The organism is Methylobacterium sp. M6A4_1b (assembly GCF_053345175.1).
The window spans coordinates 265,527-287,381 of sequence record NZ_JBKEZQ010000001.1; the positions used below are offsets into that span (position 1 = coordinate 265,527).

Here is a 21,855-nt window from a genome sequence, read left to right on the forward strand (position 1 = left end):
CCCGTGGCACCCACTCGCGACCTGCCCGTCGGCCCCGACCGCCGATGGACGCGCTCGGTCCCGACCGGCCGAGCGCCGGAGCGGCACCGCCCTGCTCCGGTCGCCGTCCTGGGATCGCCGTCCTCGACGTCCGTCCTCCCCGGACTCTTCGCCACCCGTCGGCTTACGGCAAGCTGAAGCAGCGGCGCGCACATCGTCAGGTTGCGGTCAGCTTCGGCGCCGATGAGGGCTCGGCCCGTCGGGCAGCGGCCGACGCGATGTCTTACCCGCTTCGGCAGCCTCGTCGACCCTTCAGGAGATCCTGGCACATGCGTGACGTTTCAATTTTCGGTCCGGCCATCGGCCGCCGAGGCGCGCTGGTGGGCGCTGCGGCGGCTCTCGGTGCCATCGTCGCGGGGCGGAAGCAGGTCGTCTCCCCAGCCTCCGCCCAATCCGGGCCGTACGCGGGCACGGGCGCATCCTCCCGCACCCCGGCCTTTTTCCCAACCAAGGTGGGCACCGCCAAGGTGACGGCTCTCCTCGATGGCGGTTTCGTCATCCCGACCGCCGGCTTGCCGAAGTTCTTCCCGGATTCCGAGCGGACGATCGCGACCCTCGACAGCCAGGTCTTCACGCATCCCGACGGATTGGCCATTCCGGTGGGCGCCTACCTGATCGAGACCGGCCGCAACGTCGTGCTTGTCGATGCAGGCGGAGGCGCGACCTATCTGCCGACCACGGGGCGGCTGCTCGCCTCCCTCGCGGCAGCGGGCGTGACGCCGGACAAGGTCGATACGATCCTTCTCACCCACATGCATATGGAACATGCACTGGGCATCACGACCGCGGAGGGCAAGCGGGTGTTCCCCAACGCAGAGGTCGTGGTGTCGGAGGCGGAGTACGCGTTCTGGCTGGACGACGCGAACCTCTCGCGCGTCCCGCAGGGCGACAGCTTCGTGAAGGGGGCCCGGAGGGCGGTCGCACCATACGCCGACCGCATCCGGCGGTTCCGGGACACCGGCGAGACGGAGGTCGTTCCGGGAATTTCGACCCTGCCGGGGCCGGGGCATACGCCCGGAAACACGTCCTTCATGCTGACGTCGGGCAACGCCTCCATGCTGATCCTCGGGGACGTGCTGCATCATCCCGTGCTGCAACTGCCGACGCCACGTGCGCGCGTCGGCGTTGACGTGGATCCGGCGCTCGGAGTCGAGAGTCGGCTGCGGACGCTCGATGCCGTTGCCGGCAAGGCCACCTTCGTCGGCGGGATGCACCTGCCATGGCCGGGTTTCGGCCGGATCGTCCGCAGCGGCGACGGCTTCAGCTATCTCGCGATGCCCTGGCAGCTTGCCTGATCCAAGGCAGCCCCATTCGAACCGGCGACGGGTGTCCGGCCGATCCTTCCTTCGTTTCGGTGGTTCATCCGAACTGTGCACGGACAGGTCTCGGCGACGCAGCACGGATGGGCTGATTCACGGTCGGGATGATCCGGTCGTCATCCCTGCCGGGCTGCGTCGGCCGTGTCTCGGCACCCGATCCGGACCGCCGAGGCAAGGGCTGCATGTGTGAACGGTCGCTTGCGACACGACCCAGTCGTTCAGCTTCGCTGGTGCAATGCTCATCAGCGTCCGACTAAAATGTGCTGTGAAGCTGCCGGTCCGTACGGAACGAGCATCAGGGCGAAGCGGACGTTCCGCGCGCCTTGCCTCGGGTGCGGGACGAAGCCTCAAATCATGGCGCGATCATCCATGTGGGAGCAGGCGTTCGGCATGGCCCGCCCCAACGCGTCGGGTCCTAGATTGGAATCGCAGCGGCGAGCGAGGCGTCCGGGGGCGTCTTGGGACGCGGCAGCGACATCACCGGACACGGCGGCGGATCGTCATCGTCGTCACGCCGTCCGGGACGGACGTATCGGTGCAGATCGACGAGACGGCGCAGGCGGCGCCGCCTGTACGGCCACGGCGGGGTGGCGGGTGGCGGGCTGGCAGGCGCGGGGTTGGCAGGTGTCGCCGCAGATGACCTCCGGTCGAGTTCGCCCAAGGCCGAAAGGACGGCATCGACCGATACCGGCTCGGCCCTGCTGCCCGTGAGGCATCGCAGGCTCGGAGCGCCTTCGAGGGCGCTCGCATCCGATGCCCAGGCAGCGAGGATCGCGCGTCTCTCGTCCTGCGATAGCCCCGGGTGGGCGAGCACGTCCCTCGGGTGACGAAACACGTCGCCCGGAGCGACGAGCGCCTGCCACGCCTCGAAGGAGGCCGGGTGCGCGCCGTGCGGATTCACGGCGCTGGTACGGGAAAGGTGGGTCTCCAGCATCGACATCGATCATCCTTCCTGAAGGTGGGTTGGATGGGCGCTCCCCTCTCACGGGTGCGCGAGGGGAGCGTACGACGGCGGGGCGGAACTCAGGCCGCCTTGCGCTCGGCTTCGATCCGAGGCTGCGCGTTGTCCTGGCCGACGGCGGATTGCGTCCCTCCGATGGGAATTCGCCTCGGCTTCAGGGCCTCGGGCACCTCGCGCTTGAGATCGATGGTCAGCAGACCATTCTCGAGGCTGGCATCGACGACCTTCACGTGGTCGGCGAGGCTGAAGCTCTGGCGGAACGTCCGGGCGGCGATCCCGCGATGCAGGAGCTGGCGCCCACCCTCGGACGACTTCCGCTGGCCGGTGACCAGGAGGGTCGTGTCGTGCTGGGTCAGATCGATCTCGTCGGATCCGAACCCGGCGACTGCCATGGTGATCCGGTAGGCGTCGTCCTCCACCCTCTCGATGTCGTAGGGCGGCCAGGTCGAGGAAGCCTCGGCCTGGGTAGCCTGATCCAGCAGCGAGAAAAGGCGGTCGAAGCCGACGGTGGAACGGTAGAGCGGTGCGAAATCGAGGGTCCTCATGACCACATCCTCCGTGGAGCAACGTGATGACAAGGGTCGCCGGAAGCCTGACCCGGCGCCCGCATGGCGAGCCGCGAAACGGCCTCGCGCGCAGCGAACGCGGCCGCGATCGTTCGGTTCCCGAGAAATTCGCGCCGTCGCGCGTTTTTGCCGTCACCCGGGGCGGGGCCGATGGCGGGACAAACGCGGACGTCGCACGTTGTCCACGGACGCTCCCTTGAGCGGATCCGAACACGAAGGAACGAGACGCATGCACTCGGACACTCCGCGCCCGGAGGGCGATCCCCTGCCGCCCATCGGCGACCCGGCTCCCGAGCCTCAGACGCCCGAGATCGATCCGCCGGTCGAGCCGCCGGCTCCCCAGCCGCCCGGTCCCATCGAAATGCGCTGACCTCCGACGAAGGATCGGCCTCTCAATGCAGTGATCCAAGAGTATCCAAGCGTCATGACGGGCACCCGAGCATTCGACGGTCACCGACATCGAACTCGGTGGACGGCTCTTCAACGAGAACGCCGCCTCACCGAACGAGGAGCGTCTTGTCGATCGTGAGGTTGACGACGACACCGGCCTCGTTCCAGGACCGCTCGACCGACCCGTCCAATTGCTGCCTGATCGCCCTGTCGAGCAAGCGGCTTCCGTAACCGCCGGCCCCGGTGGGTCGGACGACCGGCGGACCGCCCCGCTCGGTCCAGACGAGCGCGAGGTTCTGATCCCGGTCCGTGGCCGACACGTCCAACGTCCCCGTCGGCACGGACAGGGCACCATACTTGAGCGAGTTGGTGGCCAGTTCGTGCACCACGAGCGCCAGGGTCGTGGCGGCGGCCTCGCCCACGCCCATCCTCGGCACGGAGACGCGGATGCGCCCGCTGAACGCACCCATGTCATCGTAGGGCTTCAGGAGGATCGCGATCAGGTCGCCGAGAAGCGCCGCCTTGCCCTCGATGCCCGGAAGCGGACGAACCAGGTCGTGGGCGCGGCCGAGCGCCGTGAGGCGCTGGGTGAGTTCGCGGGCCATGTCGACCGTGGTGTTGGTCGACCGCGAGGTCATGGCGGTCAGGCTCGCGGCGATGGTGAGGAGGTTCTTGACCCGGTGGCTCATCTCGCCGGCGAGGAGTTCGTGGCCCTCCTCGGCCTGCTTGCGCCCGGTGACATCGAGGAAGATCCCCGACATCACCCGTGCGACGATGTCCTTGTCGTTGCCCTGCCCCCGGGCGGAGATCCACCTGGCGCGGCCATCGGCCAGGATGCGGAAGTCGATCTCGTAGGGTCCGTGGATCGCCCGGGTCGCCGCGAAGGCCGCGCGGACGCGGTCACGGTCGGCCGGGTGGATGCGGGAGGACAGATCCTCGAATCGGACGGACGGGCGGTGTGGCAAGCCCCAGAGCTCGAAGGCGCGCTCGTCCATCGAGAAGGCATCGGTGTCGACGTTCCACGACCAGAGCGTCACACCCGCGGCATCGAGGGCCAGCCGGAGCTGCTCCGCCGTCCAGAGCGGCGGGATCGAGGATTGTGAGGACACTGGAAACCTTCCGATGGACGGACCTCCGAGACAGGTATTCCGCGGGTCGCACAATGCCTCATTCGAGCCACCGTCGCCAGGAACGTTTTTACTCGTCGCCGGAAGCGTCGGCGCTACGGCGCGGATCCGTCCCCGATCCCTCGAAGCCGCTGCGTGTCCACGGTCTTGCGCAGAAGGCGTGAGAGCTCCCCGACCGAGTAAGGCTTGCGCAGAAGGTCGAATCCGTAGGTCCCGTTCTTGGCCAGCACATGGCTGTAGCCCGAGGTCAGCAGCACCGGCAGGTCGGGGTGATCGCGACGGATGCAGCGTGCGAGGTCGGTCCCGTCCATTCCCGGCATCATCACGTCGGTGAACACCACGTCGAAGCGCGATGCGTCCTTCGCCAGTTCGGCCAGGGCCGCGGCGGCGTCGGAGGCCAGGACGGGGACGAAACCGAGCTCGGCCAGGCTTTGCGTGGCGAAGCTGCCGATCTCGGCATTGTCCTCCACCACCAGGACGCGGACGCCCTGGCCATCGGGATGCCCGTCGGGTTCGACCTCGGTGACGGTTCCTCCGACGTCGTCCGCCCGTGGCAGGAACAGCGTGAAGGTACTGCCTTCCCCGACCTGGCTCTCGACGGTGATCTCGCCACCCGATTGCTTGGCGAAGCCGAACACCTGGCTCAGGCCGAGACCCGTGCCGTGCCCGACGCCCTTGGTCGTGAAGAACGGCTCGAAGATGCGGTCGAGCCTGTCGGGGGGGATGCCGGTTCCCGTATCCTTGACCGAGACGGCGACGAAGTCCCCCTGCACCGCGCCATGGGAACGCACGGCCGGCATGGTCTCGACGGCGGCGACCTCGATCACGATGCGGCCCTCGCCATGCATCGCGTCGCGGGCATTGACGGCGATGTTGACCAGCGCGGTGTCGAACTGGCTCGGATCGACGTTCAGGAACAACGGTTCGTCGGGGAGCCGGATCTCGACCTCGATGTGCGATCCGGCCAGCGTCGCCATCATCCCGCTGATCGCCCGCACGCTGGCCCCGGCATCGAAGACCTCCGGCTTGAGCGACTGCCGTCGGGCGAAGGCCAGGAGCTGCGCCGTGAGCCGCGCGGCCCGGTCGACGGTGTCCGAGATGGCGCCGACGTAGCGCGCCCGTCGTTCCTCCGGCAAATTCGGGCGTTTGAGCAGGTCGGTGGACGACTTGATCACCGTGAGCAGATTGTTGAAGTCGTGCGCCACGCCCCCGGTCAACTGTCCGACGGCCTCCAGCTTCTGGGATTGCCGCAAGGCGTCCTGGGCCTGTTCGAGCTCGGCCGTGCGCGCCGCCACGCGGCCTTCCAGCGTCGTGTTCAGATCCCGCAGCCGTTCCTCGCTGATCCGCAGCGCGTCCTCGGCCCGCTTTGCGGAGGTCAGGTCCCGCGAGACCGCCAGAAGCTTCTCGGGCCGACCCTCGGGACCGTTGATCGGCGTGACGACCACGTCCCACCAACGCGGGTTGGCCTTCATCGTCCGCGCGAAACCCTGGAAACGCGCGACGTCGCCGGCGCTGGCGGTCGCCACGGCGGCAGCGGCCATCACGCGTCCGTCATCCGTCCAGAAGTCCGGCCAGCAGGCGCCGCGGACGGCTTCGAAGTCGTCGACCTCCATGACGCACATGCCCTGTTCGGTCATGAATTCGATCCGCGCGTCCAGGTCGAGGACCTTGATGCAGTCGGCGGAACTCGCCAGCACCCGGCCGCTGAACTCCTCGCTCCTGCGCAACTCAGCCTCGGTCGCGACGAGCCGATCGATGACCCGCTGCTGATCCTGCGCCAGCCGGTCCATCGCCTCCGCCTCGCCGCGGAGCCGGACCGTCTCGGTGACCTCTTCGACCCGGTGGAGAATGAAGGCGACCTCGCCGTCCGCCCCCAGCACCGGAACGTTGACCGGGCTCCACCATCGTTCCTGGAAGCGGCCTTGGGCATCGCGCACGGCGTAACGCTGCACCGCCATGGTATCGGGCGACTTGGTGGCCAGGACGCGTTCGAAGGAGGCGGTGAGGTTTCGGACGCCATCGGCGCCGGGATCCGCTGGATCGTCCGGAAAGAGATCGAAGAGCCGACATCCGATCTGGGCGGCCCGCGACATGCCGGTGACACGGAGCCTGGCATCGTTGGCGGCGACCACGATCCAATGCGGCGGGGACACGACCAGGAGCGGTGTCGGGACCGCTTCGAACAGTGCCTGGTGATCGAGCCCCTGGGCCAAGCCGACCCCGGGCCGAGCGATCAACGGAGGCGTGGGGGTGTCGATGTCTCTCATGCGGCGTCTTGGTGCTGGCTCGGGGTCGTGCGGTCACTGCCGCAACAGCGAACCGCGACGCCGAAGAGTTTGCGTGACGTATCCGGCGAGGGCGCGGATCGCCCTGGAATACGGGATGAGGTCGCCGCGGGTCCGTGCGTCGGGCGCCGGATTTAAATCGCGGCGCTCGCCAAAGTTCATTTCCGTTGCCGAACGGGGGCGATCCAGGACAGGCATGCGCCTGGCTCCTGGCATCGCGATCCCGAAGGCACGGTCGCGGCACCGCGGGCTCTCCTGGCTCACCCTGCGACGGGAAAAGGCCGTGACGCAGATCCCCGCCGGCAGCAAGGCGTCCGAAGGTGCCGTCGTGCGGAGGCTCGGCGGCCACCTCGCTTCGGCGGTCGCGACCTTCGGGCTGCTCGACGCGGTGACACATCTTTCCAGCTCCCCGGGTTGCCGTCCCCGACGAGGTACCCTCCCCCGACGATGGGATCACGGTCGCCATGACAGCCGCCGCGTCCGCCACATGATTTCGACGTTGCGGCCCCGTCACCGCCGCCGCGTCAGGCGGCCCCGAGATAGGCGGCCTCCAGGCCGGCATCGGCGCTGAGCTCGGCGGCGGTGCCGGCGCTGACGACGCGGCCCTGCTCCAGCACGTAGCCGCGATCGGCCACCGTCAGGGCGAGCGCCGCCATCTGGTCGACGATCAGGATGGTGACGCCCTGGTCGCGCAGGTCCGCCACGACGGCGTAGAGGGCGTTGATCATCGCCGGCGCCAGTCCGAGGGAGGGCTCGTCGAGGAGGAGGATGCGCGGCTGCGCCATCATCCCGCGGGCGATCGCCAGCATCTGCTGCTCGCCTCCCGAAAGCAGGCCGGCCCGGCTCGTCGCCCGGTCGCGCAGGCGGGGGAAGCGGGTGAGCAGCGCCTCGATCTCGGCCGGGTCGATGGGCGCCTCGCGGCCATGCGCCCCGAGGCGGATGTTCTCGATCACGGTCAGTTCGGGAAAGACCTGCCGGCCCTCGGGCACCAGGGCGAGGCCGAGGCGGGCGATCGTGTGGGCGGGCAGTTGCGCGATGGCCCGGTCCTCCAGCACGATTCCGCCGGAGACGGGCCGGAGCAGGCCGGCCAGCGACCGCATGGTCGTCGACTTGCCGGCGCCGTTGGCGCCCAGCAGCGCCACGGTCTCGCCGGGGCGTACCTCGAGGGCGACGCGGTCGAGGACCGGGGCGGCGCCGTAGCCGGCGGTGAGGCCCAAGGTCGAGAGCACCGCGTCGGCCGGCGGCGTCCAGGCGGCGGCGCGGGGCCGCGCGGGCGTGTCGGCCCCGCCGAGATAGGCGCGGATCACGGCCGGGTCGCGGCGGATCGCGGCCGGACTGCCGTGGGCGATCGGCCGCCCGGCATCCATGACCAGGATCGCGTCGGAGACGCCCATCACCAGGGGCATGTCGTGCTCGACCAGCACCACGGCGATGCCCTGTGCGGCGATCCGGCGGAGGAGGCCGCCGAGCGCGTCGGTGTCGGCCCGGGTCAGGCCGGCGGCGGGCTCGTCGAGGAGGAGGATGCGCGGGCGGCCGGCCAGCGCCCGCGCGATCTCCACGAGGCGGCGGTCGACATGGGGCAGCTCCGCGGCCGGCCGGTCGCGGTCGCCCGCGTAGCCGACGAAGTCCAGCAGGGACGCCGCGGCGGCGCGGTCGCCCTTGCCGGAGCGGCGCCAGAGGCGGCCCGGCTCGAACGCGAGCGCGACGTTGTCGAGAACGCCCAGTGAGCCGAACAGGCGCGTGGTCTGGTAGGTGCGGGCGATGCCGGCCCGGGCGATGGCATGGGCCGGGGCGCCGGCGAGGTTCCGATCGCCCAGGCGGATCGCGCCCGACTGGGGGCGGTAGAAGCCCGAGATCATGTTGAGCACGGTGGTCTTGCCGGCGCCGTTGGGGCCGATCAGGCTCGTCACCGCCCCGGCCTCGGCCCGGACCGAGACGCCCTCGGCCGCACGGATGCCGCCGAAGCCGATGCCGATGCCCTCGACCACCAGGGCCTCGGCCCCGCGCTGCCCGATGAGCCGGCCGAAATCGACGGCCGGTAGAGCGGCGCCGGTTCGCGGCCGTGGCAGCAGCCGGGCCACGCTGCCGACGATCCCCGAGGGCACCAGCCAGAGCACCACCAGGGTGGCGAGGCCGAAGAACAGCAGGCGGTACTCGGCGAGTCCCGCCAGGGTCTCGGGCAGGAGCACGGTGACGAGGGCGCCGAACAGCGGCCCGAGAACCGTGCCGGCCCCACCGACCACCACCGAGAGCACGAACAGGATCGACTGCGAGAACGGGAACGAACTCGGGGCGATGAACAGCATCAGGGGCGGCAGCACCGCCCCGGCGAGGCCGGTCAGCGCCGCCGAGATCGCGAAGGCCAGCGTCTTCACCCGCACCGGGTCGAAGCCGAGGGAGGCGGCCGCCACGTCGGCGTCGCGCACCGCCCGCATCGCCCGGCCGAGGCGGCTGCGGGCGAGGCGTTGGAAGCCGTAGAGGCTGAGGCCCGCACCGAGCACGGCGAGGAACGCCAGCTCGCGCTCGACGAAGGGAAGCCCGAACAGGCTCGGCCCGGCGGTGACCACGAGGCCGTTCTGGCCGCCGGTGAGCGACCCGCCCTCGATCAGGGCGTGCTCGATGATGAAGCCGAAGGCGATGGTGACCATCGCGAGGTAGGGGCCCTTCACCCGCATGGCCGGCACCGCGAGCCCGGCCCCGACCAGGCCGGACAGCAGGCCGGCGGTCGGCACGGCGAGCCAGAAGCTCAGGCCCGCGCCGGTGAGGATCGCGCTCGCATAGGCGCCGACGGCGTAGAAGCCCGCATGCCCGAAGGAGATCAGCCCGGTCAGGCCGAGGAGGACGTTGAGCCCGGTCCCGGCCATGGTGGTGAGGGCCACCAGCGCGATGACGAAGTGGCTGTAGCCGCCGGTCAGCCCGACCAGGGCGAGGCCCGCCAGGGTCAGGGCCAGGATCGTCAGCGGCATCGCGGCCGGCGCGCGCAAGCGGTGCATCGGGCTCAGACCTTGTTGATCGCGGCGCGGCCGAGGAGGCCGTCGGGGCGGAGCGCCAGGGCCAGGATGATCACCGAGAACACCACCAGCTGGGTGTAGGCGGAGCCGAGCGTCGCGGTGACCCCGGCCTCGACGAGCCCGTAGAGCAGGCCCGCCAGCACCACGCCGGTGGCCGAGCCGATGCCGCCGAGGATCGCCACCGCGAAGGCCTTGATTCCGAACAGCGCCCCCATCTCGGCCGAGACCGAGAACAGCGGCGCGATGAGGAGGCCGGCGGCCCCGGCGAGGAGTGCCGAGAGCGCGAAGGCGCAGGCCACCGTGCGCCGGACGTCGATGCCCATCAGCCGCGCGGCGTCCGCATTCTGCGCCACCGCCAGGAGCACGCGGCCGAGATCGGTGCGGCGGAACAGGGTCTGGATCGCCACCGCCGCCGAGAGCCCCACCACGGGGATGAGGAGCTGGAGCGGGTAGATGCCGGTGCCGAGGATCTCCACCGGCGTCACCGCCAGGGACGAGGGCAGGCTGCGGGGCTCCTTTCCGAAGGTGAACAGCATCGCGTTGTCGAGGACGATGCCGCCCGCCACGGTGGCGAGCAGCCAGGCATCAGAGCCCTTTTCCACGAAGGGCCGGACCAGCAGCCGCTCGACCGTGAGGCCGAGGACGGCACAGCCCAGGAGCGCCCCCGGGATCGCCGCCGGCATCGGCCAGCCCAGCGTCACCCCCAGCGCGTAGCCCAGCACCGCCCCGAGGGTGACGGCGCTCCCTTGCGCGAAGTTCACCGTGCCCGAGACCGCGTAGGTGATGTGGAAGCCGAGCGCCACCAGACCGTACATGCTGCCGAGGCCGAGGCCGGTGATGAGCGTTCCCGTGAGCATCGGCCCTGCCTCCTCGGTGCATGCGTCTCAGTTCGTGACGGCGACGATCTCGCCGTCCTTGAAGCGGGTGAAGACGTAGTCCTGCGGCCCGAGGGCGTCGTGCCGGCCCGGCGCGAAGGGCTTGTCGTAGGTCTTGATCAGGCCCGGATAGGTCGCGACCTTGTAGAAGCCGTCCCGCACCTCCGGCCCCTTGGTCGAACCGGCGGCCTTGATCGCCAGGGCGAGCAGGTGGGTGGCGTCGTAGGCGTTGGCGATGCCCACCGCCGGAGTCACGTCCGCCATCGACCTGATCGCCGGATACTTCTTCTTGAGGGCGTCGAGGACGGCCAGGGCCTTGGGGCTGGTGTTGCCCGCGAAGGTGAAGGTCTGAATGAAGTGGACGCGTGCCGCACTCGGCCCGGCGAGCTCGTCGAAGCGCCCGCCGGCCGGACCCCAGTGCGAGACCACCGGCACGCTCCAGCCCATCCGGTCGAGGGACTTCACCACCTGGGCCGAAGGCCCGACATTGCCGACGAGGAACAGGGTGTCGGCGCCGGCCTCCCGCAGGCGGGTGAGCTGGGGCACCATGTCGAGATCGGCCGCCTCGTACTTCTCGATGCCGGCGGCGGGCAGGTCGGCGGCCTTCAGCGCCGCCGTCAGGCCCTGCTGGTTCGACTCGCCCCAGGCGTTGTTGACGAGGATCATCCCCGGCTTCCTCGCCCCGTGGGCCTTCACCGCGTAGGCGACGAGGGCCTCGTCCACCAGGGCGTCGACCGCCGAGACCCGGAACGCGTAGTTGTCGGCCGCCCCGTTGCGGGTGATGCCGGTGCCGGCGGCCCAGGGGCCGAGGAACGGCACCTTCATCTGGTTGGCGATCGGCACCAGCGCCATCGAGACCGGCGTGTCGAGGCCGCCGACCAGGGCCACCACGCCGACGCGCTGGATCAGCTCGCGGGCGGCGAGCACGCCCTTCGACGGGTTGGCCTCGTCGTCCCGCGCCACCAGCTCCAGGGGGCGCCCGAGCACGCCGCCGCCGGCGTTGATCTCGTCGATGGCGAGGCCGATCCCGCGGGAGATCGCCTCGCCGGATTTGGCCGATTGCCCGCTCAGGGCCGCGACGAGGCCGATCCGGATCGGCTCCTCGGCCCGGACGGTGCCGGAGAACGGCAGCCCGAGGAGCAGGCAGGCGCCCAGGGCGAGGCGTCGGGTCAGGGGCGGCGTCGGGCGGCTGCGCATGGGGGTGTCTCCGGCGGATGCTCCGCGTTTCGGTCCGCAACCCCCGTGCCATCGGCTTCGGCCTTGAAATTGCTTGATAAATTTTGCGGACAGCCGCCGCACTGCCTCCGGATGCGCCAAAGTGCATACACTTTTTGCATGCACTTTGGCGGCGTTTGCGGCAGGGATGGGCCTGACCGAGGAGATCCGATCATGACCGACACCACCGCCCGGGATGCCGCAAACGTCACCGCCTATCTCGAAGCCTCGATGGTTCCCGATCCCGAGCGGGCCGCCACCTACATGGCGCCGGGCATCACCATCGTGTTCACGGGCGGGCGCACCTTCGCGCATCCCCGCGAGGTCACGGCCTTCAATGCCGGGCGCTACGCCTGGGTGAAGAAGCGGATGGAGCGGCTCGACGTCGTGCCGGGCGACGGCGTCACCACGGTCTACAGCCTCGGCACCCTCTACGGCGCCTGGCCCGACGGGACGCCCTTCGAGGGCAACCGCTACGTCGACCGGTTCACGGTGCGCGACGGCCTGATCGTCACCATGGAGGTCTGGAACGACAGCGCCGAGCGCATCCTCAGCCAGCACGGCCTGAACACCTGAGGCGGGCTCAGGCGCCCACGGGCTCGATATAGGGCGCGAGCAGGCGGCCGAGGTCGCGCTCGCGGGGCGGGGTCGCGACGATCCGCGCCCGCTCGGCCACGGCGTCGAGGTGATGGTCCATCAGCGCCATGGCCCGCTCCGGGTCGCCCGCGATCAGGGCGGCGACCAGGGCGCGGTGCTCGCTGACCCCGCACTCGGCGGAATGCGGCCGGCTGTAGAGCGAGAGCACCAGGGCGCAGCGGTAGCCGAGTTCGGCCACGTAGCGCTCCAGCACCGGGCTGCCGGTCATCTGGGCGAGCAGCAGGTGGAATTCGGTGGCGAGCCGGATCGAGGCGCCGTCCGCGCCGCCCTGGACCGCCTCCTCCTCGCCGATATGCGCGTTCAGCGCCGCCTGCTGCTCGGCCGTGAGCCGCCCGGCGAGGCGCGCGACCACGAGGCGCTCCAGGCTGATGCGCACGTCGAAGGTGTCTCGCGCCTCCGCCCAGCTCGGGGTCGCCACCACGGCGATGCGGTTGCGCCGCAGTTCCACCAGCCCCTCCCCCGCCAGTTGCCCGAGGGCCTGGCGCGCGATGGTGCGGCTGACGCCGAAGCGCTCGCCCAGCGCATCTTCCGGCAGCCGGTCGCCGGGCATGATCGCCCGCTCGACGATCGCCCGGCGCAGGGAGCGGCAGATCGAACCCACCCGGTCCCGGCTCTCCACCCGCGTCGCCTCGTCCCGCACGTCGTCCCGCATGTCGTCCCGATCCATCCCGCACTTTTCCGCCGGTTCGGAAGCACGAGCGGGACCAAAGGGGTCCTGGATCGTCGATGGGGGTTCCGCAAGGCCCATCCGGCCCCCGGGCCGTCGGAAGCAGGGGGGCCGGAACCCGGTCGCCGCCCAGGCAGGCCCGACCGCCAGAGTGCGCACGGTCGAGACCGGGTCGTGCGCCCCTGGACCGCCAAGACGAGCCGGGGCGGACGCGAACGGCGTCTCCGGCGCGCAGCGTTCCTGCGTCAGAGCGGGCGGCGAACGGGCGGGGCCATGGCGCGTTGCTTCCTCATAGACGCGCCCCAGCCGATGGAGCCCCCCGCATGACCCTACGATCCGAAACACCCCCCGCCCCGGGCAACCTCGCGGTCGAGACGCCGCCCGATTCCGAGCGGCCCACCACCGCCATGCTGAAGGCGGACATCGACAGCGGCCGGACCGGGGACAAGATCGCTCATTACGACCCGGGCCTGTCGCAGCTCGGCACCGACGACGAGGCGGCGGGGAATGCGCCCTCGCATGCCCGCATCGCTCTGGCCCGGAAGACCGAGGCGGCGGCGCCGAAGGCGCGGGAGGCCGCCAAGCCCGAGAGCGGCAGCGGCTGGATCATGCCGCTGTTCATCGGCCTCGCCGCCCTGGTGCCGGTCGTGGTCGGCGTGTCGCTGTTCGTCTTCGCCCGCTGAGCCGAAAACCGCCTGAACCGAAGATCGCCCAAGCCGAAGACCGCCCAAGCCGAAGATCGCCGAGCCTCAGGCCGTGCGGCCGCGTCGGCGGGCGACCTCGGCCAGGGCAGCGAGGTCCTTGTCGGCATCGCCGTGGCCGATCGCCTCGATGAGGTTGTCGCGCAGGACGCTGGCGAAGGGCATCGGCACTCCGGCGGCCCCGGCGGCAGACAGCGCCAGCCCGACATCCTTGGCGCCGAGTTTGAGGTTGAACCCCGGCGGCTCGTAGCGCCGGGCGGCGATGAGGGCGCCGTAGTTCTTGTAGACCGGCGAGGCGAACAGGGTGCTGGTCAGGAGGTCCAGGAGGTCGGCCCCCGACACCCCGTGCCCCTCCGCGAGGGCGGCCGCCTCCCCCATCGCCTCGATCGCCGAAATCAGCATGAAGTTGCCCGCGAGCTTGACCGCGTTGGCGCGGTGCGGCTCGGACCCGAAGCCCCAGGTCCGGGCGCCCATCGCGTCGAGGAGCGGCTGCGCCCGCGCCACCGCTTCCGGGTCGCCGGCCGCCACGATGTTCAGGGCGCCGGCCTCGGCGACGTCCGGGCGTCCGAAGACCGGGGCGGCGATGTAGGGCACGCCGGCCCGGGCATGGATCGCGGCGAGGTCCTGGGCGAGGGCCACCGAGATCGTGCTCATCGAGAGATGGAGGCCCGGACGGATCCCGCCGTCGAGGAGGCCGCCCTCGACGATCACCGCGCGCAGGGCCGCGTCGTCGGCCAGCATGGTGATCGCCGCATCCCCCGCGAAGGCCTCGGCGGCGCTCGCCACCGGCGTCACCCCGGCGAGCCCGTCGGCCGAACCGGCCGAGCGGTTCCAGACCCGGACCCTGTGCCCGGCCCGGACCAGGCTCGCCGCCATGCCGCGGCCCATCCGGCCGAGGCCGATCATCCCGACATCCATGCCCATCGCGTGTCTCCCGTTGCTTTGCCCGGCGCTCAGTGCCCGTCGAGGAATTCGAGCGTCAGGGCGTTGAACCTGTCCGTCGCCTCCATGTGGACGAGGTGGCCGATGCCCGGCAGGACCACGGCGCGGCCGCTCGGCATCTGGCCGGCCAGCGTCCGCGCATGCTCGGCGTTGCGCCCCAGTCCCGCCCGCAGGGCTTCCGGCGCGAAGGGCTTGCCGGGCGCGTTGCGGTCGTTCTCGCCCATGACGAAGAGCGTCGGAACCGGGATCAGCGGGATCTCGTGCACCACCGGCTGCCCCCAGATCGCCTGGTAGGAATTGACGAAGGACTGGAGCCAGCGCGGATACTCGCCCGAGCCCTTCACCCGCTCGCGCAGCGACACGAAGGGCTCGATGGCCGAGGCCGGCAGCGAGAGGGCGTAGTTGGTCATGAGCTGGCTTCGGTAGGATTCCGCGGTGGCGTCGCCCTCCAGGCGCAGCAGGGTGGCGTCGGAGACCGGCGGCACCGCGAACCGGTAATCCTCCAGGCCGATCGGTGCTTCGAGCACGAGGCTGTTGACCCGGGTCGGCGCGTTGCGGGTCAGGCGGACCGCCAGCATGCCGCCCATGGAATGGGCCACCACGTCGACCCGCCTCAGGCCGAGGGCGTCGAGCAGCGCCACGGTGTCGGCCGCCATCGCGTCGAAGGTGTAGGCCCCCACGGGCTTGGCCGACTTGCCGAAGCCGAGCTGGTCCGGAGCGACCACGCGGTAGCCCGCGCGGGTGAGCGCCGGGATCACCGGCTGCCAGTAGCTCGACGGGAAATTGCGCCCGTGCAGGAGGAGGACGGTGCGCCCGTTGGCCTGCCCCTCGGCCGGAACGTCCATGTAGGCGAGGCGCTGGCGCTCGCCGTCGCGCATCCGCTCGAGGAAGAAGACCGGGTAGGGATAGGCGAAGCCCTCGAGCCCGATGCCGAGGGGCGCGGCGTCCGTCCCGGCGGTCTGGGCGGAGGCCGGCGCCAGGGACATCTGGGCCGCCAGCACGAGGGCGGAGATCTTGAGGAGCGCGTCCATGTGGGTTCCCGGCAGCGGCGCGCGGTCGGGCGCGTCCTGTCCGACATAGCGCAGGTACCGCCCGCGGACCGCCGGATCGGGGTGACAAAGAGCACGCCGAGTCGCGCCGGCCCTTGCGAAACCTGCCGCAGCGTCCCAGGGGTCCGCCCATGACGAAGCATGCCCCCAGCGCCGCGGCGGAGCCCGTGACGGACGGATTGCCGGTGCGCGAGCGCATGCTGGCGCTCCTGGCGATCGGCCTCGCCATGACCATGGCGGTGCTCGACGGGGCCATCGTCAACGTCGCCCTGCCGGTGATGGCGAAGGATCTCGCGGTCGAGCCCTCCGCGGCCATCTTCGTCACGAACAGCTTCCAGATCGCGGTGACGGCCGCGCTGCTGCCGCTCGCCTCCCTCGGCGACATCCTCGGCTATCGCCGGGTCTACCTCACCGGCCTCGTCCTGTTCACGGCGGCCTCCGTGGCCTGCGCCTTCGCCCCCACCCTCGACTGGCTGGTGGCGGCGCGGATCGCGCAAGGGCTGGGGGCGGCCGGAATCATGAGCGTGAACATCGCCCTGGTGCGCTTCATCTACCCGCACCGGCTGATCGGGCGCGGCGTCGGCAACGTCGCCCTGGTGGTGGCGATGGCCTCCGCCGCGGGGCCGACGGTGGCGGCCGCGATCCTGTCCGTGGCGAGCTGGCCCTGGCTGTTCCTGGTCAACCTGCCGGTCGGCCTCGTCGCCCTGACGGTGGGCGCCCGCACGCTTCCGGTGACGCCCCGGAGCGGCGGGCGCTTCGACCTCCGCAGCGCCGTCCTCAACGCCCTGACCTTCGGGCTCCTCATCATCGGCGTCGACGGCCTCGGCGACCCGGCGACGCGGGGCGTGGCGCTGGCGCAGATCGGTGCAGCGGTGGCGATCGGGGCGGTCTTCGTCTGGACGCAGACCCGGATGGCGCGCCCGCTCCTGCCCGTCGACCTCCTGCGGATTCCGGCCTTCGCGCTGTCGATGGCGAGCTCGGTCGCCTCCTTCTCGGCGCAGATGATGGCCTACGTCGCCCTGCCCTTCTACTTCCAGGACGTGCTGCACCTCTCCGAGACGCAGACCGGCTTCCTGATGACGCCGTGGCCGATCGCCATCGCCCTGATGGCACCGATCTCGGGGCGCCTCGCCGACCGCTACGCCCCGGGGCTGCTCGGCGGCGTCGGCCTCGCCCTGATGGCCACCGGCCTCGCGGCGACCGCGCTGCTGCCCGAGGGCGCCTCGCACCTCGACATCGCCTGGCGCCTCACGCTGTGCGGCCTCGGCTTCGGCCTGTTCCAGTCCCCCAACAACAAGGTCATCATCACCAGCGCCCCGCGCGACCGCAGCGGCGGGGCGAGCGGCATGCAATCCACCGCCCGCCTCACCGGCCAGTCCTTCGGCGCCGCCCTGGTGGCGGTGATCTTCGGGCTGCACCAGGGCGGCGCGCCGGCCGGCCCGGTGGCCGCGACCCTGTGGTGCGCCGTCGGCCTCGCGAGCCTCGGCGCGGTGACGAGCGTCCTGCGGCGGCGGCCGGAGGGCTGAGGCGGAGGGCTGAAGCGGAGGACGATCGCACCAGGGCTCGTCCCGTGCGTTGACCCGGCCGAGACCCTCACGGAGGACGATCCCATGCATCTCGACCTGTCCGGCAAGCGCGCCCTCGTCAGCGGCTCCACCAGCGGCATCGGCTACGCCATCGCCAAGGCGCTGGGCGAGCTCGGGGCCAACGTCGCGATCAACGGGCGCACCCAGGACCGGGTCCGCGACGCCGTCGAGCGCCTGAAGCGGGAAACCGGCCATGCCGGCTTCATCGGAGCGCCCGGCGACGTCGCCAGCCCGGACGGAGCGGCCCGCGTGGTCGCCGGGCTGCCGGACGTCGACATCCTCGTGAACAACACCGGCATCTTCGAGCCCAAGCCCTTCTTCGAGATCCCGGACGAGGACTGGCATCGCTTCTTCGAGACCAACGTGATGAGCGGCGTGCGCCTGGCGCGAGCCTACACCCCCGGCATGGTGGCCCGCGGCTGGGGCCGCGTAGTCTTCATCTCCTCCGAATCCGGCGTGAACATCCCCGTGGAGATGGTCCATTACGGTATGACGAAGACCGCCCAGCTCGCCGTCGCCCGCGGCCTCGCCGAGACCGTGTCCGGCAGCGGCGTCACCGTGAACAGCGTGCTGCCGGGCCCGACCCTGTCGGAGGGGGTCGCCGAGTTCATGAAGAGCATGGCGCAGGGGCAGGCCGGAACGGGCGGCGAGGTCGACCTCGACGCCGCGGGCCGCGCCTTCGTCGCCGAGCACCGCCCGACCTCGCTGATCGGCCGCCTCGCCACCGTCGAGGAGGTGGCCAGCATGGTCGCCTACGTCTGCAGCCCGGCCGCCAGCGCCACCAGCGGCGCGGCGCTCCGCGTCGACGGCGGCGTCGTGCGCAGCATCGTGTGAGGGACCGCCCCGGCGGGTGCGGTTAAGGCAATCGAAATCTCTTCGACCGACCCTGGCCCGAACGGACGGGAGGGGAGCCGATGGGCGATTATGCGCTGGAGGGTCCGCGCTGGGGCGCGGGCGCGGCGGGAACCGGCGGTGGCACCGTGACCTGGGCCGTCGACGGCACGATCCCGACCTCGTTCCTCGGCATCCTCCAGAGCGCCTTCGCGGCCTGGGCCGCCTCCGCGGACATCGCCTTCCAGCAGGTCGCCTCGACGGCGACCGCCCAGATCGACTTCACCCTCGGCGGCATCGACGGCCTCGGCAACACCGTGGGCTACGCCAACTACTCCTTCAGCGGCCAGCGCATGCAATCCGCGGCCGTGACCTTCGACACCGGCGAGGGCTGGCACGCCTCCGGCACCCGCGTGATCAGCAACCAGAACGTCGACCTCGCCGTCGTCGCCCTGCACGAGATCGGCCACGCCCTCGGGCTCGACCATTACAACGCCAAGCCCGAGGTGATGAACGCGATCCTCAATCCGGCCGTCACCGCCCTGGGCGCCGGCGACGTCGCGGGGATCCAGGCCCTCTACGGCGCCCCGAGCGCCCCGGCGGCGGTCGCGGCGATTCCGGCGGCCCCCGTCACCGCCCCCCCGGTCACCAGCGCCGTCACGGCGGTGTACCGGTTCTACGACACGCATACGGGCGATCATTTCTACACGACGAGCACGGCGGAGAAGCTGCAGATCCAGCAGACGCTGCCGTGGTTCACCTACGAGGGCACCCCCTGGGCGACTCCGGCCGAGGGCGCCGACACCGTCGACGTGTTCCGGTTCTTCGATACGGTCTCGAACGCCCACTTCTTCACGACGAGCGTCGCCGAGCGCGACCAGGTCCTGAAGACCGCGCCGAGCTACAAGTACGAGGGCGTGGCCTTCGAGGCCTACGCGGATGCGAGCGCCGCGGGCGGCCTGACCCTGGAGCGCTTCTACAACACCCAGACCGGCCAGCATCACTTCGCCGGCAGCGCCGAGGAGGCCAACGGCATCAACCACGGCGCCGCCGGCCCGAACTGGGTCGACGAGGGCAAGGGCTTCACCGTCCACCTGCCCACCGACGCCATGCTGTTCGCCTGAGGGCGAACCCGGGCGCCGACCGGCCTCGCGCCGTTCGGGGCCGGCGATCCGGCTCCGCTGCTCGCTTCGGTCACTCGGCCCAGCTACTCGGCTTCCGCCTCGAACATCTCGTCGAAGGAATAGCCCGAGCCGCGCACGGTGCGGATCGGGTCGCTCTGGCGCGGGCGGTTGAGGGCCTTGCGCAGGCGGCCGACATGGACGTCGACCGTGCGCTCGTCGATGTAGACGTCGTGCCCCCAGACGCCGTCGAGGAGCTGCTCGCGGGAGAACACGCGGCCGGGGCTCTGCATCAGGAATTCGAGGAGCTTGAACTCCGTCGGCCCGAGATGGATCTCGCGGCCCTCCCGGCGGATGCGGTGGCTGACCCGGTCGAGCTCGATGTCGCCGGCCACCAGCAGGTTGGCCACGTGGGCGGGCTTGGCCCGGCGCAGCAGGGCACGGACCCGGGCGAGGAGCTCGGGCACCGAGAACGGCTTCACGATGTAGTCGTCCGCCCCCGTGCCGAGGCCGCGGATGCGGTCGCCCTCCTCGCCGCGGGCGGTGAGCATGATCACCGGCAGCCGCTCGGTCTCGCGCCGGGCGCGGATGCGGCGGCAGAGCTCGATGCCCGACAGGGCCGGCAGCATCCAGTCGAGGAGGACGAGGTCGGGGACCTGCTCCTGCAGGCGCAGGTCCGCCTCGTCGCCGCGCGCGGCCGAGTCGACGATGAACCCCTCGGCCTCGAGGTTGTAGCGGAGGAGGAGGGTCAGGGCCTCCTCGTCCTCGACGATCAGGATACGCGTACTCATCGTGCGCTTTCGATCAGACCGGCACGGATTCAGGCCGCGCCGGGCACGTCCACGGTGGCGTAGTTGGAGGCGTCGTTCTTCGGGCGCTCCCGCTCGGCCAGCAGGTTCTCGCCGGTGACGAGGTAGTGGATCGTCTCGGCGATGTTGGTGGTGTGGTCGCCGATGCGCTCGATGTTCTTGGCCACGAACAGGAGGTGCGTGCAGAACGAGATGTTGCGCGGATCCTCCATCATGTAGGTCAGGAGTTCGCGGAACAGCGAGTTGTAGAGCGCGTCGATGGCGTCGTCGCGCTCCCACACGTCCAGCGCCGCCTTGATGTCCCGGCTGGCATAGGCGTCGAGGACGTCCTTGAGCTGCTCCTGCACCAGGTCGCTCATGTGCTGGACGCCGATGACGATCTTCTGCGGCTGGATCTGGTCGGCGATCGCGACCACGCGCTTGGCGACGTTCTTGGCCAGATCCCCGATGCGCTCGAGATCGTTCGACACGCGGATCGCCGTCACGGTCTCGCGCAGGTCGATCGCCAGGGGCTGGCGCCGGGCGATGAGCAGGATCGCCCGCTCCTCGATCTCGCGCTGGAGGGTGTCGAGGCGGGTATCGGCGGAGATCACCGCCTGGGCCAGGGGCGAATCCCGGCGCACCAGGGCCTCGCCGGCCTCGGTCATCATCTTCTCGGCGATGCCGCCCATCTCGGAGATCGAGCGGCGCAGATCTTCGAGGTCCGTGTCGTAGGATTTGACGATGTGGTCGGGCATGGGTGTGCTCCTCGATCGGGCCGCCTGCACGGTGCCCGCCCTGATGGTGTCTGGCGCGGGCCGCGACCGGCCCGCACGGGTCGGTTCCGGCCTGCCGAGGATCAGCCGAAGCGGCCGGTGATGTAATCCTGCGTCTGGCGCTTCTCCGGATTCATGAAGATGCGCGTCGTCGGGCCGAATTCCACCAGTTCACCGAGGTACATGAACGCGGTGAACTGCGAGATGCGCGCCGCCTGCTGCATGTTGTGCGTGACGATGACGATGGTGAATTCCGAGCGCAGCTGCTCGATCAGCTCCTCGATGCGGCCGGTGGAGATCGGGTCGAGGGCCGAGGTCGGCTCGTCGAACAGGATCACCTCGGGACGCTGGGCCACCGTGCGGGCGATGCAGAGGCGCTGCTGCTGGCCGCCCGAGAGGCCCATGCCGGACTGCTTGAGCTTGTCCTTCACCTCGTCCCAGAGGGCGGCCTTGCGCAGGGATTCCTCGACGCGCACGTCGAGGTCGGCCTTGGGCAGCTTCTCGTAGAGGCGCAGGCCGAAGGCGACGTTGTCGTAGATCGACATCGGGAACGGGGTCGGCTTCTGGAACACCATGCCGATGCGCGAGCGCAGCTCGTTGAGGTCGACCTTGGAGTCGAGGACGTTCTGGCCGTCGAGGAGGATCTCGCCCTCCGCGCGCTGCTCCGGATACAGGCTGTAGATCCGGTTGAAGGTGCGCAGCAGGGTCGACTTCCCGCAGCCCGAGGGGCCGATCAGCGCCGTGACCTGGCGGTCGTGGAAGTTGAGGTTGACCGACTTCAGGCCATGGAAGCTGCCATAGTAGAAGTTCAGGTCCTTCACGGCGATGCGGATCGGTGAGGACTCGTCGGCCTTGTGGCGTCCGGTGAGCTGCGCGGACGTGATCCCGGGAGCGGCGTTCATCGGTTCAAGATCCTGTCGGTCGGAATGCGGGGAGGTGCGGCGCGCCG

The 21,855-nt window shown here is 70.7% G+C and carries 21 protein-coding genes; 7 read left to right on the forward strand and 14 right to left on the reverse strand.

From position 1 onward, the window contains the following. Window positions 1-308 precede the first annotated feature (308 nt). Window positions 309-1,334, forward strand: a complete 1,026-nt coding sequence (locus ACLBWX_RS01305; RefSeq protein ID WP_447675288.1) for an MBL fold metallo-hydrolase — start codon at window positions 309-311, stop codon at window positions 1,332-1,334. Between the two features lie 439 nt (window positions 1,335-1,773). On the opposite strand, the gene ACLBWX_RS01310 is transcribed toward ACLBWX_RS01305, so the two are convergent. After that, window positions 1,774-2,298, reverse strand: a complete 525-nt coding sequence (locus ACLBWX_RS01310) for a hypothetical protein (protein WP_447675289.1) — start codon at window positions 2,296-2,298, stop codon at window positions 1,774-1,776. A gap of 83 nt (window positions 2,299-2,381) precedes the next feature. Then, complete coding sequence (locus ACLBWX_RS01315) at window positions 2,382-2,864, reverse strand: Hsp20 family protein (protein ID WP_447675290.1); 483 nt, start codon at window positions 2,862-2,864, stop codon at window positions 2,382-2,384. A gap of 250 nt (window positions 2,865-3,114) precedes the next feature. Here ACLBWX_RS01315 and ACLBWX_RS01320 point away from each other — a divergent pair, with 250 nt between their 5' ends. Next, entirely contained in the window at window positions 3,115-3,255 is a 141-nt protein-coding gene (locus ACLBWX_RS01320; RefSeq protein ID WP_447675291.1) for a hypothetical protein, read from the forward strand. Between the two features lie 127 nt (window positions 3,256-3,382). Here the strand turns inward: ACLBWX_RS01320 and ACLBWX_RS01325 are convergent, their stop codons facing one another. From ACLBWX_RS01325 to ACLBWX_RS01350, 6 genes are all read right to left on the reverse strand, one after another. After that, entirely contained in the window at window positions 3,383-4,384 is a 1,002-nt protein-coding gene (locus tag ACLBWX_RS01325) for a sensor histidine kinase (RefSeq protein WP_447675292.1), read from the reverse strand. A gap of 113 nt (window positions 4,385-4,497) precedes the next feature. Next, complete coding sequence (locus ACLBWX_RS01330) at window positions 4,498-6,669, reverse strand: PAS domain-containing protein (protein WP_447675293.1); 2,172 nt, start codon at window positions 6,667-6,669, stop codon at window positions 4,498-4,500. 33 nt (window positions 6,670-6,702) lie between these two features. After that, window positions 6,703-6,885 carry a hypothetical protein gene (locus ACLBWX_RS01335; RefSeq protein WP_447675294.1) on the reverse strand — a complete coding sequence of 61 codons (183 nt, stop codon included), beginning with the start codon at window positions 6,883-6,885 and terminating at the stop codon, window positions 6,703-6,705. A 326-nt stretch (window positions 6,886-7,211) separates the two neighbouring features. Next, window positions 7,212-9,680, reverse strand: coding sequence for a branched-chain amino acid ABC transporter ATP-binding protein/permease (locus tag ACLBWX_RS01340; protein WP_447675295.1), 2,469 nt, complete (start codon window positions 9,678-9,680; stop codon window positions 7,212-7,214). Between the two features lie 5 nt (window positions 9,681-9,685). Further along, entirely contained in the window at window positions 9,686-10,555 is an 870-nt protein-coding gene (locus ACLBWX_RS01345) for a branched-chain amino acid ABC transporter permease (RefSeq protein ID WP_447675296.1), read from the reverse strand. Window positions 10,556-10,582: 27 nt separating this feature from the next. After that, window positions 10,583-11,770: an ABC transporter substrate-binding protein gene (locus ACLBWX_RS01350; protein WP_447675297.1), complete on the reverse strand. Its 1,188-nt coding sequence runs from the start codon at window positions 11,768-11,770 to the stop codon at window positions 10,583-10,585. A gap of 192 nt (window positions 11,771-11,962) precedes the next feature. On the opposite strand from ACLBWX_RS01350, the gene ACLBWX_RS01355 reads away from it, so the two are divergent. Next, window positions 11,963-12,364, forward strand: a complete 402-nt coding sequence (locus ACLBWX_RS01355) for a nuclear transport factor 2 family protein (RefSeq protein WP_447675298.1) — start codon at window positions 11,963-11,965, stop codon at window positions 12,362-12,364. A 7-nt stretch (window positions 12,365-12,371) separates the two neighbouring features. On the opposite strand, the gene ACLBWX_RS01360 is transcribed toward ACLBWX_RS01355, so the two are convergent. Continuing rightward, window positions 12,372-13,112 carry a GntR family transcriptional regulator gene (locus ACLBWX_RS01360; protein ID WP_447675299.1) on the reverse strand — a complete coding sequence of 247 codons (741 nt, stop codon included), beginning with the start codon at window positions 13,110-13,112 and terminating at the stop codon, window positions 12,372-12,374. Between the two features lie 323 nt (window positions 13,113-13,435). Between ACLBWX_RS01360 and ACLBWX_RS01365 the strand changes: the two genes are divergently transcribed. After that, window positions 13,436-13,795, forward strand: coding sequence for a hypothetical protein (locus tag ACLBWX_RS01365; protein WP_447675300.1), 360 nt, complete (start codon window positions 13,436-13,438; stop codon window positions 13,793-13,795). Between the two features lie 66 nt (window positions 13,796-13,861). Here ACLBWX_RS01365 and ACLBWX_RS01370 read toward each other — a convergent pair whose 3' ends face one another. Both ACLBWX_RS01370 and ACLBWX_RS01375 read right to left on the reverse strand, forming a co-directional pair. Beyond that, window positions 13,862-14,731, reverse strand: a complete 870-nt coding sequence (locus tag ACLBWX_RS01370) for an NAD(P)-dependent oxidoreductase (protein WP_447675433.1) — start codon at window positions 14,729-14,731, stop codon at window positions 13,862-13,864. 35 nt (window positions 14,732-14,766) lie between these two features. Beyond that, a complete protein-coding gene (locus tag ACLBWX_RS01375) occupies window positions 14,767-15,786 on the reverse strand; it encodes an alpha/beta fold hydrolase (RefSeq protein ID WP_447675301.1) in 1,020 nt (339 codons plus the stop codon). 149 nt (window positions 15,787-15,935) lie between these two features. Here ACLBWX_RS01375 and ACLBWX_RS01380 point away from each other — a divergent pair, with 149 nt between their 5' ends. The 3 genes from ACLBWX_RS01380 (at window position 15,936) to ACLBWX_RS01390 (ending at window position 19,345) form a co-directional block, all read left to right on the forward strand. Next, on the forward strand, window positions 15,936-17,330 hold the full coding sequence (locus tag ACLBWX_RS01380; protein WP_447675302.1) for an MFS transporter: 1,395 nt from the start codon (window positions 15,936-15,938) through the stop codon (window positions 17,328-17,330). An 84-nt stretch (window positions 17,331-17,414) separates the two neighbouring features. Further along, complete coding sequence (locus ACLBWX_RS01385; RefSeq protein ID WP_447675303.1) at window positions 17,415-18,224, forward strand: SDR family NAD(P)-dependent oxidoreductase; 810 nt, start codon at window positions 17,415-17,417, stop codon at window positions 18,222-18,224. Window positions 18,225-18,304: 80 nt separating this feature from the next. Continuing rightward, window positions 18,305-19,345, forward strand: a complete 1,041-nt coding sequence (locus tag ACLBWX_RS01390; RefSeq protein WP_447675304.1) for a matrixin family metalloprotease — start codon at window positions 18,305-18,307, stop codon at window positions 19,343-19,345. An 83-nt stretch (window positions 19,346-19,428) separates the two neighbouring features. Here the strand turns inward: ACLBWX_RS01390 and phoB are convergent, their stop codons facing one another. The 3 genes from phoB to pstB all read right to left on the reverse strand — a co-directional run bounded on the left by phoB (window position 19,429) and on the right by pstB (window position 21,808). Beyond that, window positions 19,429-20,133, reverse strand: coding sequence for a phosphate regulon transcriptional regulator PhoB (phoB, locus tag ACLBWX_RS01395; RefSeq protein ID WP_056213308.1), 705 nt, complete (start codon window positions 20,131-20,133; stop codon window positions 19,429-19,431). 29 nt (window positions 20,134-20,162) lie between these two features. Then, window positions 20,163-20,888, reverse strand: a complete 726-nt coding sequence (phoU, locus tag ACLBWX_RS01400) for a phosphate signaling complex protein PhoU (protein ID WP_447675305.1) — start codon at window positions 20,886-20,888, stop codon at window positions 20,163-20,165. 101 nt (window positions 20,889-20,989) lie between these two features. Beyond that, complete coding sequence (pstB, locus tag ACLBWX_RS01405; protein WP_447675306.1) at window positions 20,990-21,808, reverse strand: phosphate ABC transporter ATP-binding protein PstB; 819 nt, start codon at window positions 21,806-21,808, stop codon at window positions 20,990-20,992. Window positions 21,809-21,855 lie beyond the last annotated feature (47 nt).